Here is a 13,854-nt window from a genome sequence, read left to right on the forward strand (position 1 = left end):
CTGTCAGCCGTCCCCTGCCCCATCCCCCGCGACAGATAGGGTCAACCCTTGCGTCCCGCCATCCTGTTCCCGCTTTTCGCGCCTGTAACCAGCCTGCCCGGCCTGGGTCCGCGCCTTGGCAAGCTGGCCGAACGGCTGGCCGGGCCACATGTCGTTGACCTACTGTGGCACAAGCCCGTGGGCATCGTCGACCGCATCCAGGTGCCCTCCATTGCCGAGGCGCCGGACGGGCGGCATGTGGTGCTGACGGTGCGGGTGGATGGGCATGTGCCGCCTTTGTCGCACAGCCGGCCCTATCGCATCCGCTGCATGGACCATAGCGGGGCCATGGATCTGGTCTATTTCCATATCAAGGGCGACTGGCTGGAAAAGAAGTTGCCCGTGGGCACGATGATCACCGTGTCGGGCAAGGCGGAATATTACAATAATCACCTGCAGATTGCCCATCCCGACCATGCCGCCCCGGCGGACGAAGGCGCGCCGCCATCGGCGACGGAGCCGACATATCCGCTGACCGGCGGGTTAAACCCCAAGCCGCTGCGCACGGCCATCCAGGCGGCCCTGGAGCGCACCCCGGAATTGCCGGAATGGCAGGATGCCGCCTGGCTGAAGCGGCGGGACTGGCCTGACTGGCACAGCGCGCTGACCCGCCTGCACAATCCCGTGGATGAAGCCGACATCAACCCGCTGGGTCCCGTGCGTCAGCGGCTGGCCTTTGACGAGCTGCTGGCCAACCAGCTGGCCCTGGTCCTGGTCCGCGCGCAGCAGCGCAAGCTGGCGGGCCGGGTCACGGCGGGCGACGGGCGGTTGCGTGCCGCGGTCACCGCCGCCCTGCCCTATCGCCTGACCGGCGCGCAGGACCGGTCGCTGGCGGAGATCTATGCCGACATGGCCGACAATGCCCGCATGCTGCGTCTGTTGCAGGGCGATGTGGGCAGCGGCAAGACCATCGTCGCCCTGATGGCCATGCTGAACGCCGTGGAAACGGGGGCACAGGCGGCCCTGATGGCGCCGACCGAAATCCTGGCCCGCCAGCATGCCGACACGCTGGCGCCGCTGTGCGCCGCGGCGGGCGTTAATCTCGCCGTGCTGACGGGGCGCGACAAGGGCAAGGCGCGGGCAGCATTGCTGGAACGGCTGGCGGCGGGGGAGATCGACATCCTGGTCGGCACCCATGCCCTGTTCCAGGAGGAAGTGACCTTCGCCGATCTGGCAATCGCCGTCATCGACGAACAGCACAAGTTCGGCGTGCATCAGCGCCTGCAACTGGCGGCCAAGGGGCGCGGGGTCGATACGCTGGTGATGACCGCCACCCCCATCCCCCGCACCCTGACCCTGACCGTCTATGGTGACATGGATGTGTCGCGCCTGGATGAAAAGCCGCCGGGCCGCCAGCCGGTGAAGACCGTGGTCATGCATGCCGACCGGCTGGAGGAAGTGGCCGGCGGCCTGCACCGGGCCATCGCGTCGGGCCAGCGCATCTATTGGGTCTGTCCGTTGGTGGAGGAAAGCGAGCAGGTCGATCTGGCCGCCGCCACCCATCGCCATGCGGCATTGGTCGAACGGCTGGGCGACCGCGTGGGCCTGATCCATGGCAAGATGAAGGGGCCGGACAAGGATAAGGTCATGGCCGACTTCGCCGAAGGCCGCCTGGACGTGCTGGTCGCCACCACGGTGATCGAGGTGGGGGTGAACGTGCCCGAAGCCACGATCATGGTCATCGAACATGCCGAACGTTTCGGCCTGGCCCAGTTGCACCAGCTGCGCGGCCGCGTGGGCCGCGGCACCGGGGCCAGCACCTGCCTGCTGCTCTATTACCAGCCGCTGGGTGAGGTGGCACGGCAGCGCTTGCAGGTGATGAAGGATACCGAAGACGGCTTCATCATCGCCGAAAAGGACCTGGAACTGCGCGGGGCCGGCGAAATGCTGGGCACCAAGCAATCCGGCATCCCGGAATTCCGCCTGGCCGATGTGGCCGTGCATGGGGACCTGCTGGCGGTGGCGCGCGACGATGCAAGGCTGATCGTGGAGCGCGACCCGGAACTGGAGACGGAACGCGGCAAGGCGCTGCGCACGCTGCTGTACCTGTTCGAACGGGATGCGGCGGTGAAGTATCTGCGGTCGGGGTAATCACCCTTTTTTAGACAGACATGGCCCCCTGATAGCCCTGCGGGCGCCCTACGCAAGGCCCGATACGTTACCAAATTGACACGTTACCATATTGTCACCTATAAGCCCCCATGCACGACATCTTCGACGCCATCGCCAATCCCCTTCGTCGGCAGATCCTGGACCTGTTGCAGCAACGCGACGGGCGGACGCTGACGGAGATTGAGCAGGCCCTGCCGCTGACGCGGTTCGGGGTGATGAAGCATCTGCGCGTGCTGGAAGAGGTGAACCTTGTCTCCACCCGCAAGGTGGGGCGGGAGAAGTTCCATTACCTGAACCCGGTTCCCATCCAGGAACTGGGCGACCGCTGGATATCCAACTACGCCCGTGGTTTCACGCGGGCCATGGTGTCGATCCGACACCTGAGCGAGGAAGGTGCATTCGCCATGTCCAAGGGCCCGACCCACGTCTATGAAATCTATATCCGCGCTTCGGCCGATGCCGTCTGGGCGACGCTGACCGATGATGCCAAGACCCCGCTCTGGCAGCATTTCGACATGGATTCCCGCACCGACTGGCGCGTCGGCGGTTCCATCACCTTCCTGTTGAACGGGAACGAGATGATCGTGGGCGAGATCCTGGAGATGGACCCGCCCCGCCGCCTGTCACACAGTTTCAGCGCCCGCTGGAGCCCGGATGTAACGGGTGATCCGCCGTCCAAGGTGACGTGGGACATCATCCCGGCCGGGCCCGCTGCGGTGAAGCTGGTCCTGACCCATGGCGATTTCGGCGGCGATACGCTGACCAGCCGCATGGTCACGGGCGGCTGGCCGGAATCCATTTCGCGCCTGAAGACGCTGCTGGAAACGGGCCAGCCCTTCCGCTTCGCCGCCCCACCGCCGTCGGCCGGCTGATCGGTAACCGGGAAGGCGGGGGCGTCAGGCCGCCGCCTTCACCCGGTCCAGCAGATTGTCCAGCGCCTGGGTGGTGGCATCGTTCAGGCGGAACTGCACGCGGGTGGCGGTCCCATCCTGGGTGACGACGCGGCCCCTGAAGCGGATGCCATCCACCACCACGGTCACGGTCTTGCCCACCTCCGCCACGAAGGGGCCGGCCAGGGCGCAGCCGCCGCGGCCGATATTTTCCAGCCGATGGCCCGTGTGGCCGGAGCCATCCACATCGCCCGAGAACAGGGACGCCGGCCGGTCCAGGTCGATCCGTTCGAAGCGGCGGCGGTCCTCCGTCGTCTGCATGGCAAACAGGAACTCCTCCACCTCCGTGCGCAGATGGTCGGACTGCCGCGACAGCTCATTGGCGGCGCTCAGCAGTTCGCCCGACACCTTCTTGGTGAAATCGGCGCTGTCGCCGACCAGGGTCAAGGCATCCGACACTTCATAGGTGCGGTTGGCGGCTTCGGTCACATTGCGGCTGATTTCCCCCGTGGCGGCGCATTGCTGGCTGACCGCGGCGGCGATGGCGCTGGAATTGCCATCGACGATGGAGATGGTGCTGGTGATGTGGGACAGGATGCCGGTGGCATTGTCCGCCGCCACCTTTACCGCCGCCACCTTGGCCTGAATCTCGTCGGTGGCCTGGGCGGTCTGGTTGGCCAGGGCCTTCACCTCCGACGCCACGACGGCGAAGCCCTTGCCGGCATCGCCGGCCCTTGCTGCCTCGATCGTGGCGTTCAGCGCCAGCAGGTTGGTCTGGCTGGCAATATCCTGGATGAAGCGCACGACGGCGTTCACGCCATCGGCCACACTGACCAGTTCGTCCATCACGCTGCGGGCCCGCTCCGCCTCATCCACTGCGGTACGGGTGGTGGCGGCTGTGCGTTCGGCCTGGGCCCCGATCTCGCTGCTGCTGGCGGCCAGTTCCTCTGTCGCGGCGGCCACGGTCTGGGTATTGGCCGTGGCCTGGCTGGCGCTGTAGCCGGCATCACGGCTGCGGTCAGCCGTCTGGTCCGCCTGGGCCGACAGGGCCGACGCTGTCTCCTCCAGCTTGGACGCCGCGTCGGTCACCCGGCGCAGCTCCGTGCCGATGGCCACCTGGAAATCGCGGGTCAGCGTCTCCAGCGCCTGCTGCCGGCGCAGACGGCGTTCCTGGTCGCGGGCCTGTTCGGTTTCCAGTTCCAGATTGCGCAGGGCATTGCTTTTGAACACCAGCAGGGCGCGGGCCATGGCCCCCACCTCGTCCCCGCTGTCGGCATGGTCAACCTCGGTATCCAGCTTTCCCTCCGACAGGCGCCCCATGGCGACCGTCAGATGGTCCAGCGGCTGGATGACAAAGCGGCGGACCACCAGATAGACGGCGGCGCTGCCGATGGCGAACAGCACGAAGGAGATCAGCAGGGTGATCAGCTGCGCCGACCGGAAGCCGCTGATGCGCTGGGTCAGCAGCCGTTCCAGTTCCGCGGACGTGGCCGTATAGAGCTTGTCCTGCGCCGCCAGCGCCGCCTGCACCTCCGCCACCGTCAATGCCCGGTCGTCGGCCGCTTCGGACAGCAGTTCCGCCGCCTTCTGCGCGGCCGCCACGGGACCGGAAAGCGCCTGTTTCAGGCTGCCATCGGCGTTGCCGCTATAGCCGGACTGGGCCGAGGCGACGACGCCCGACAAGGTCTCCTGGAACCGGCCCAGGGCCACGAACAGGGCGATACGGTCCTTTTCCGTCGCGTCGGCGGCCCAGGCCCTGGCGGCCATGGCGGTCAGATCCGCCGTCTGGTCGGCCAGGGCCGGCAGCTTCACCACCACGATATCCATGGCGTAATAGCTGTCCAGGTCCGGGTCCAGGATCAGGTTCGACTTGTCGCCGATCTGGGCGATCAGGGTCCGCGCCGCTTCCCGCTTCGCGGTCTCCACCGCCCCCTTGTTGCCCAGGATGTCGGACAGGGCCTTGGCCTTGCCCGCACTTTCCATGCCGTCGCCATGCTGGGCTTCCAGCTTGGTGACGGCCGCCGCCAGCTCTGCGCCATTGGCGGCAGGGCCACCGGTCGCCGCCCGACCCAACGCCATATGCACATGCTGCAGCCCGGACAGGTATTCGGTGCCGGCCACTTCCTTGTGCGCGAAATCAATCGCGATCTGCTGCTGGGCGATCAGCGCATAAAGCAGATAGCCGATTGGAAAAAGAAACAGCAGGACCGGCAAGCCTAATTTATGGGCAATTCGTAGCGACTGGAACATGGCCGACTTCCCCATCCGAAATGAGAACTTTGACTTTATAATAGACCTGTACACTGTTTATCAGATTAATAGCAGGATGCGGTCGCCGTCCCCTGCGCCAAAAAGTCATACTTTCTGAACTGCGGCCCTATCCGAAAGACGGTTAAGCTGGAAGGGTGGAATTCCCGCAGGCGCAGATTGACCTGCCCCAACCCGATGGATTAGGCCGGTATTGTCGTTTTCCCGGCCAGCGGACAAAGATCATGCCCCACGCCCCGTCCTGGTACGCCGCAACGGCCCATGCCGCCCCCGCCCGCACCATGCTGGTGGGCGATCTGACAGCCGATGTCTGCGTGATCGGCGCCGGCTATACGGGGCTGGTGACAGCCATCGAACTGGCAGAAAAGGGCCTGTCTGTCGTCGTGCTGGAGGCAGAGACGGTCGGCTGGGGCGCGTCGGGCCGCAATGGCGGCCAGATCGTGACCGGCTTCAACAAGGGAATCGGGGAGATCGAGGGCTGGGTCGGCAAGGACGATGCCCGCCATCTCTGGGACCTGTCGGAAGAAGCCAAGCGCCTGCTGGCCGATCTGGTTGACCGGCACGGCATCGATTGCGACCTGAAATGGGGATATCTGCTGGCCGCCTTGAAACCGCGGCACATGGTGGGGCTGGCCGAACACAAGGCGGAACTGGACGGGTTGGGTTATGACAAGACCCGCATGGTCAGCCGTGACGAAACCCGCGCCATGGTCGCCACCGACGCCTATCTGGGCGGGTTGTACGATGCCGGCAGCGGGCAGCTGCATCCGCTGAACTACGCCCTGGGGCTGGCCGCGGCGGCCGAGCGATTGGGCGTGCGCATTCATGAGGGCAGCCGCGTGGTACGCATCGACACGGGCGCCAACCCTGTCGCGGCCACGGCCACAGGCAAGGTGGCGGCAAAATTCCTGGTCCTGGCCGGCAATGCCTATCTGGGCGGTCTGTGTCCCCCCATCCGCAGCCGGGTCATGCCCGCCGGCACCTATATCATCGGCACTGAACCGATGGACCCGGAGCGGGCCCATGCCCTGATCCCCTCAGGCATCGCCGTGGCCGATGTCAATTTCGTGCTGAACTACTACCGGCGCAGCCCCGACAACCGTTTCCTGTTCGGCGGCGGGGTCAGCTATTCCGGTTTCGACCGGCCGGGGCTGAAACAGTCCCTGCGCGCCACCATGCTGAAGTATTTCCCGCAACTGGCCGATCTTGCCATCGACTATTGCTGGGGCGGGCATGTGGCCATCACCATGAACCGCCTGCCCCATCTGGGCCGGATCAGCCCGACCACCTATTTCGCCCAGGGCTATAGCGGCCATGGCGTGGCGCTGACCGCCATCGCCGGCCGCGTCATCGCAGAGGCCATTGCAGGACAGCATGGCCGTTTCGACATCTTCGCCCGCGTGCCGCACCGGCCCTTCCCCGGCCCCGGCATGTTGAAGATGCCGGCCCTGGTGCTGGGCATGCTCTGGTACCGGATCCAGGACTGGCTGTGACGGTCATGGGAATTGCCGGGCGGCGGGGAACGGTTGCGTCCGCTCCGCCGCCGCCCGGCCTTGTGGAGGCTCCCTCACCTCACCCGAAATAGCCGCTGGTCACGTCGGCCACGACGCCGACCAGGCCATGGTCATGAACCTCGTGCATGAAAGTGGCGATATTGTAGGTGGCAATGTCGCCCTGATGGTCGGTCACCTTCACGGTGCGGGCCGTGCCGTCGATGATGATGACACTGTCCACCGTCACCCCGTCAGCGGTCTGGCCGGAAATATCCACCGTCTCCGTGGTACCGCTGCGGGTCAGCGAATAATCAAGGATGCCGGTATCGCCATCGGCCTGTGTCACCACCAGATGCGCCGTCACGGTCGCCAGTGTCTGGTCCTGGGTCAGGGTCAGGGTGGCGGTGTCGCCATCGGCTTCCACCGTCTGCACCAGGGTGGTGCCCGCACTGCTGTCGATGGTGGTGGTGCGGCTGCTGCCGTCACTGTGCGTATCGCTGATCTGGATCTGCGTATCGGATAGCTTCGTCACCGAATGGGTGTCGGTGGTCACGGTGCCGGTGGAATCAGTCCGCACCGCCGTCAGCGTATCGTTGTCGGTCGTGTGGCTGCGCGTCACCACCAGCGTGGAGCCATCATCGAAACTGACACTGGTGATGCTGCCAGTGTCGGTGGTGGTCGTTGTCCTGCTGCTGACATCGGGACGGCTGTCGATGTCGGCCGGTTGATCGGCATCGTCGCTGGATGGGTGCAGCAGATCGTCCAGGATGCCGAATTTCAGCAAACCTTCGGCCAGCACAGGCTGCACGAAGGTGTGGCCGGCGGCGAGCCCCGTCGGTGTGATGCTGCCGGTGGTAGCGGCATAGGCATTCTGGCGGGTGGACGTCGGTGCGGAACGGGGGGCCATGGGTAACCTCCGGGCAAGGGATAGCTGGATACCGGATCGGGGTATCTTCCCTTGCACGGATGTTAAGCGACTTGCTGTCGCGTGAATTTAAGACTGGCACATTAAATATATGTCAGATGCCCTCGCCAGCCTCGCCCACCCCCGACAGGCGGTCGCGGATGGCATTGGCCGTGCGGCGGGCCCCGGCATCGTCGCGCGGACGCGGACGCGGGGCCGTGATTTGGTCCGTACTGCGGACGCCGGCGGGGCTGCCGGCCAGCAGGATGACCCGGTCGGCCAGATACACCGCCTCGTCAATGTCATGGGTGACAAACAGGATGGTCTTGCCCGTCCGCTGCCACAGCTCCACCAGTTCATCCTGCAAACCCTGACGCGTGATGGCGTCCAGGGCACCGAACGGTTCATCCATCATCAGCAGGTCGGGATCAACGGCCAGGGCGCGGGCGATGGCCACACGCTGGCGCTGACCACCCGAAAGCTGGTGCGGCCAGCGGTCCGCCTTGTCGGCCAGCCCCACCAGTTCCAGCGCGTCCAGCGCACGGCGGCGGCGCGCGGCCTTGTCCAGGCCCAGCCCTTCCAGCCCGAATTCAACGTTCCTGGCGACGCGTCGCCAGGGCAGCAGCCGCGCATCCTGAAACACCAGGGCATAGGGGCGGCGGCCGGGCGTTTCCGGATGGTCGCGCGTCACCGTGCCGGCACTGGGCTTCACCAGCCCGGCAATGACGCGCAGCAGCGTGGATTTGCCCACGCCCGACGCGCCCACCACGGCCACGAATTCCCCGTCCTGGATATCCAGGTTGAAATCCTTCAGTACCGTCGTCTGCCCGCCATCCCGGCCGAAAGCCAGCGCCAGATCTTTGATCGAAATCATGCTTTCCACGCCAGCAGACGGTCGCGCAGGGCGACGAAAATCATGTCGACGACGCCATAAAGCAGCGCCATGGTGATCATGTAGACGACGACGATATCGGTCGCCAGCAGCGAGGAGGCCTGCATCATGCGCTGGCCCAGCCCCGCCACGCCGAACAGTTCCGCCGCCACCACCGCCATCCAGGCTTGCCCCAGGCCGGTGCGCAGGCCGGCCATGATGGGTTGGACCGACGCCGGCAGGATCACCTTCACCAGCTTGGCCAACGGCGAGCGATGGCCGAAGGCGTCGGCCAGTTCAATCAGATCGCGGTCCACGGCCTGTACGGCGCCCAGTGCCGCGAAGTAATTGATCCAGAACACCCCGACGACGATGATGAAATTGGCCGCGGTGGAGGATACGCCGAACCAGATGATGGCGAACGGCACCCAGGCCAGACCCGGAATGGGACGCAGCAGGCGCACGATCCAGTTGGTCATATCCTCCAGCGTGCGCGACATGCCCGTCGCCACGCCCAGCGCCACGCCCAGGGCCGAGCCCAGCACCAGACCCGACAGATAATGGCGCAGGCTTTCCAGCACGGCCGAGGCCCAGGCGCCTGAGGTCAGTTCCTGCCAGAAGGTGGCGGGAATATCACTGGGCGCCGGCAGCAGCACGGCCTTGACCAGCCCCAGCCGGGGCAGCGCCTCCCACAGGGCGAAGAACAGGACAACGCCCAGTAAAGACAGGGCCAGTCGGCGAAGGGGCGAACGGGTCATGGTGTCTTACTTTCCCGCGGCCTTCTTGTAATAGGACAGATCAAAGAGCTGCTCGACGGGAACGGCCGCCTTCACCGTGCCCAGCTTCACCTGATAATCCTGCACCAAGCCAACTTCGGCCACGATGGCGGCGGGATCGGTGTTGAACTTGACCGCCGGGGAAGCCAGCGCCCGTTCCAGCGTCGCCGGCGGGATCAGGCCCTTGCCGATGGCCGATTCCACGGCGGCAACGGCGATCTTCTTGTCCTTTTTCAGCACTTCCGTCGCCTTGGCGGTCAGTTCGACCAGCTTCTGGGCGATGTCCGGGTGCTTGGCGGTGAAATCATCAGTCAGGGCGATGACATTGCCCGGCTGGTTCTTCATGATGTCGCCACCATAGGCCAGCACCTTCACGCCCGGATTGCGGTCGGTGATGATGGTCAGGGCGGGTTCGCGGATGATGGCGCCGTCCACGGCACCGACCAGCAGCGCCTGCTGCGTGGCGTCGATACCCTGCGGCACTAACTCGACATAGGCCTTGTCCACCTTGGCCACTTCCCACAGCCAATATTGCAGGAAGGTGTTGGGCACGGAACCGGCGGGCTGCGTCGCCAGCTTCAGCGGGCGCCCCAGCTTCTTGGACAGGGCGGCGATGGCTTCAGCCGGCTTGGCCGAGATGCCGGCCAGATCGGGACCGGCGGCAACCACCAGTTCCTCCACCGCCGTGGCGGCCACGACCTTGATACCGATGCCCTTGCTGTTGGCCACAATGACGGGGGCGACACCGGCGATATAGGCATCGATCGTGCCCGAGGTCACAGCCTGAATGGCGTTGGGGCCGCTGTCGAACTGCTTCAGCTGCAGATCGAAGCCGTTCCGTAGATCCCAGCCCTGGCTGTCGATGACGAAGGCCTGCGCCGCCCCCAGCACGGGGATATAGGCCGCACGCACCACCACCGGATCGGCAGCAGACGCACCGCCGACAAGCGTGGCGGTCAGGGCGGTGGCAGCAATCAGCCGGGTGGCGAAACGGGCAATCGACATGTTGAACGGCCTCCTTGGGGGCATTCCGGTTCGGCGGGGGGCGCCGTCGCCATGCAAGGTTTGTTATTTCCCCGGTTTCGTCAACACGGAATGTGAATTTACACAAAGAACAGTTTTCATATGTGTTATGTGGAATTGATCAGGTTCAGAAAATAGCGATTCACCCCTTGACAGTGGCGTCCGGATCACCAAATCTGAACCCGTGACCGCAAGGTCCAGGGTGACGCCCACCAGTCCGCGGCAATTTGACGAACAGCAGCTTGCGCCGCGTCAACAAACGCTAAAGCGCCACGAAGTCCCTTCGTGGTTTGGTTCAAACCATTGGTAAGGAAGGGCAATATGGGCCACACAACCCGCTCGCTTCAGCAGATTGAACCTCCCGGCAAGACCCGAATGCGGTGTTGTTGACGCGTCCGGTCACGCGTCCATCCACCTGCCCCAAGCGATTGTACAGCGCGGCTATGCTATTTGCCGCGATGGGAGACACATATCATGACCAATCAGGCATTCAGCATTGAAACCGGCCGCTACAGCGCCGGCATCGCCGTCGCCGACGGCCAGGGATACCGCTTCTTTGCCGCCCATCCGCTGTTCAGCAGCCTGGATGGCCGGAAATATAACAGCGTCGCCGCCGTGGAAAAGGCCGCCCGCCAGCGCGAGGCGGAGGCACGGGCCGACACGCGCCGCCAGGACAGCCGCGGACAGGTGTTCCGATCCTGGGGCTTCCGCGCGACGGCGGCGTGATTTCCTTGTTCCGTCCCGTCGACCCGACCCAGGGCGGTGCGCAGGTCGGGGGAAGCCTGAGCGAACCCCGACAGCCGACGCTGCCTTTATAATGTCGGGGGTCGCATACGCTCACCCCGACCTGCGAACGCTGACGTTTCCTGCGGCTGCCGGCCTTGGCGGGGGTTACCCCTCCTCCGCCTTGCGCTGCTTCTTGCGCCCGGCCAGGGCCGCAATGACGCCGTGGAAGGTGCGCACTTCCTGTTCAGTCATGCCACAGCGTTGCAGCGTGTTGCGCACATTGCGGATCATGGAGGGGCGCTTGTCCGGATGGGTGTAGAATCCGGACTGTTCCAGCTCGCCTTCCAGATGATCGAACAGGTTCTGCAATTCGGCCTTGGTGGCCGGCTCCGACGCGCCGGTATGCAGATAGCGGTCTTCCGCCTCCACCCCCGTCATCCACCATTCATAGGCGACCAGCAGCACGGCCTGCCCCAGGTTGAGCGAGGAGAAGCCGGGGTTCAGCGGCACGGAAATCAGCGTGTCGGTCAGGGTGATGTCATCATTGACCAGACCCGTTCGCTCGGGCCCGAACATCAGCCCGACCTTGCGCCCGATCGACCAATGGCCACGCATCTCGTTCGCGGCCTCACGCGGGGTGACGACGGGCTTCACCATGTCGCGCACACGCGCGGCGGTGGAGAAGACCTTGTGCAGGTCGGCGATGGCGGCGGGCGTACTGTCGAACACGCGCACGCGGTCCAGCACCAGGGTAGCGCCGGCGGATGCCGATACCGCCTTCTCGTTGGGCCAGCCATCACGCGGATTGACCAGACGCAGATCAGTCAGACCGCAATTCAGCATGGCCCGCGCACAGGCGCCGATATTCTCCCCCATCTGGGGTTCGATCAGGATGACGGCCGGCCCATCGCCGTCCGCCTGCATCTTGGCCAATTCCCGCTTGTTCGTACCGCTGGACATCGCTTGCCGCTATCTGGACCCTGAAAGGCGGCCCGACCTCAGGCCGCCGCAGGATTGTCGATAGCGGCACCAGCCCGGTAGAGGCAATAGGTAATGCTGTCCGACAGGGCATTGAAGCTGGCATCGATGACATTGGCCGACACGCCGACCGTACACCAGCGGTGTCCGTGGCGGTCCGCCGTTTCGATCATGACGCGGGTCACGGCCTTGGTTCCATCCTGGGCATTCAGGATGCGTACCTTGTAATCGACCAGCCGCATGCCCTCCAGCGCCGGATAGACGGGGATCAGAGCCTTGCGCAGCGCCTGATCCAGGGCGTTCACGGGGCCATTGCCCTCTGCCACCGTCATCACCGATTCCGGACCGTTGGGGCCCGGCACCTCCACCTTCGTGGTGGCCTCCGACAGGGTCACCAGCTCGTTCTTGGCGTTCCAGCGGCGTTCATCCAGCACGCGGAAGGCGGCCAGGCGGAAATAGTCCGGCACCTCCCCCAGGGCACGGCGGGCCAGCAGCTCGAAGCTGGCTTCGGCCCCATCGAAGGCATAGCCCTCGAACTCCCGGCGCTTGACCAGATCAACCAGATGGCCGACCCGCTCATCCCTGGGGTCGACGGCCACCCCCACCTCGCGCAGGCGGGCCAGGATGTTGGACCGGCCGGCCTGATCGGAGACCAGAACATGCCGGCGGTTGCCGACCAGCGACGGATCGACATGCTCGTAGCTGCTGGGATCCTTCTCCACGGCGGAGACATGCAGCCCGCCCTTATGGGCAAAGGCGCTTTCACCGACATAGGCCGCGTGGCGGTTGGGCGTGCGGTTCAACCGCTCGTCCAGCATGCGGCTGATATGGACCAGACGGGCCATGCCATCGGCATCCACCCCCGTCTCGAACCCCATCTTCACCGACAGGGTCGGGATCAGGGACAGGAGATTGGCATTGCCGCAGCGCTCCCCCAGCCCGTTCAGCGTGCCCTGAACCATGCGGGCCCCGGCGCGCACGGCGGCCAGGGAATTGGACACGGCGTTTTCCGTGTCATTATGGGTGTGGATGCCGATGCGACCGCCGGGGATGTGCTTGGTCACTTCCCCGACGATGCGTTCCACCTCGTCCGGCAGGGTGCCGCCATTGGTGTCGCACAGCACGATCCAGCGGGCCCCCGCCTCATACGCCGCCTTCACGCAGGACAGGGCATAATCGGGATTGGCCTTGAACCCATCGAAGAAATGTTCAGCGTCGAACAAGGGCTCACGCCCACGCGCCGCGATTTCCCGGATGCTGTCGGCGATCAGGGAGAGATTTTCCTCCCGCGGAATCGACAGCGCGACATCGACATGGAAATCCCAGGTCTTGCCAACGATGCACACCGCATCGGCCGGGCTGTCCAGCAGGGCCGACAGGCCAGGATCGTTCGACGCGCTGCGGCCCGGCCGGCGGGTCATGCCAAAGGCCGTGAAGGTGGCGCGGTGCAGATGCGGCGGATCGGCGAAGAAGGCGTCGTCCGTCGGGTTGGCCCCGGGCCAGCCGCCTTCGACATAATCAATGCCCAGCGCGTCCAGCTCCTGCGCGATGGCGATCTTGTCCGCCACGGTGAAATCAACGCCGGAGGTCTGCGCCCCGTCGCGCAGCGTGGTGTCATAGAGATAGACGCGGTTCGTTTCGTTCATAATCAAAGGCCAGATAGCAACGACGTTGCCGAATGTGGCGCATCGCGGCCGGCGGATCAATGGTCATGCGCGCATGGGGCAACTGTCCCCCGGTCGCATGCCCATTGGTAAGCGGGCGTTTTTGCCCT

The 13,854-nt window shown here is 65.2% G+C and carries 11 protein-coding genes; 4 read left to right on the forward strand and 7 right to left on the reverse strand.

What is annotated here, in order from left to right; all coding sequences use genetic code 11:
- The first annotated feature begins 48 nt into the window (after positions 1-48).
- A complete protein-coding gene (gene recG, locus ACODTW_RS12660) occupies positions 49-2,130 on the forward strand; it encodes an ATP-dependent DNA helicase RecG (protein WP_488946380.1) in 2,082 nt (693 codons plus the stop codon).
- A gap of 110 nt (positions 2,131-2,240) precedes the next feature.
- The gene (locus ACODTW_RS12665; protein WP_488946381.1) at positions 2,241-3,023 is read left to right on the forward strand and encodes an ArsR/SmtB family transcription factor; all 783 of its coding nucleotides are present in this window, start codon (positions 2,241-2,243) and stop codon (positions 3,021-3,023) included.
- Between the two features lie 24 nt (positions 3,024-3,047).
- On the opposite strand, the gene ACODTW_RS12670 is transcribed toward ACODTW_RS12665, so the two are convergent.
- Complete coding sequence (locus ACODTW_RS12670; protein ID WP_488946382.1) at positions 3,048-5,291, reverse strand: methyl-accepting chemotaxis protein; 2,244 nt, start codon at positions 5,289-5,291, stop codon at positions 3,048-3,050.
- A 242-nt stretch (positions 5,292-5,533) separates the two neighbouring features.
- On the opposite strand from ACODTW_RS12670, the gene ACODTW_RS12675 reads away from it, so the two are divergent.
- Positions 5,534-6,802 carry an NAD(P)/FAD-dependent oxidoreductase gene (locus ACODTW_RS12675; RefSeq protein ID WP_488946383.1) on the forward strand — a complete coding sequence of 423 codons (1,269 nt, stop codon included), beginning with the start codon at positions 5,534-5,536 and terminating at the stop codon, positions 6,800-6,802.
- 79 nt (positions 6,803-6,881) lie between these two features.
- Here ACODTW_RS12675 and ACODTW_RS12680 read toward each other — a convergent pair whose 3' ends face one another.
- From ACODTW_RS12680 to ACODTW_RS12695, 4 genes are all read right to left on the reverse strand, one after another.
- Entirely contained in the window at positions 6,882-7,709 is an 828-nt protein-coding gene (locus tag ACODTW_RS12680) for a hypothetical protein (protein WP_488946384.1), read from the reverse strand.
- A gap of 112 nt (positions 7,710-7,821) precedes the next feature.
- Entirely contained in the window at positions 7,822-8,580 is a 759-nt protein-coding gene (locus ACODTW_RS12685; RefSeq protein ID WP_488946385.1) for an ABC transporter ATP-binding protein, read from the reverse strand.
- Positions 8,577-9,335, reverse strand: coding sequence for an ABC transporter permease (locus ACODTW_RS12690; RefSeq protein ID WP_488946386.1), 759 nt, complete (start codon positions 9,333-9,335; stop codon positions 8,577-8,579). The genes ACODTW_RS12685 and ACODTW_RS12690 overlap by 4 nt, the downstream gene beginning before the upstream one ends.
- 6 nt (positions 9,336-9,341) lie before the next feature.
- Positions 9,342-10,358: an ABC transporter substrate-binding protein gene (locus ACODTW_RS12695; protein ID WP_488946387.1), complete on the reverse strand. Its 1,017-nt coding sequence runs from the start codon at positions 10,356-10,358 to the stop codon at positions 9,342-9,344.
- A gap of 492 nt (positions 10,359-10,850) precedes the next feature.
- Here ACODTW_RS12695 and ACODTW_RS12700 point away from each other — a divergent pair, with 492 nt between their 5' ends.
- Complete coding sequence (locus ACODTW_RS12700; protein ID WP_488946388.1) at positions 10,851-11,102, forward strand: hypothetical protein; 252 nt, start codon at positions 10,851-10,853, stop codon at positions 11,100-11,102.
- A 165-nt stretch (positions 11,103-11,267) separates the two neighbouring features.
- On the opposite strand, the gene ACODTW_RS12705 is transcribed toward ACODTW_RS12700, so the two are convergent.
- The gene (locus ACODTW_RS12705) at positions 11,268-12,062 is read right to left on the reverse strand and encodes an RNA methyltransferase (protein WP_488946389.1); all 795 of its coding nucleotides are present in this window, start codon (positions 12,060-12,062) and stop codon (positions 11,268-11,270) included.
- Positions 12,063-12,100: 38 nt separating this feature from the next.
- Positions 12,101-13,726, reverse strand: coding sequence for a citramalate synthase (cimA, locus tag ACODTW_RS12710; RefSeq protein ID WP_488946390.1), 1,626 nt, complete (start codon positions 13,724-13,726; stop codon positions 12,101-12,103).
- Positions 13,727-13,854: the final 128 nt, after the last annotated feature.

It is taken from the genome of Niveispirillum sp. FG148 (genome assembly GCF_057809655.1).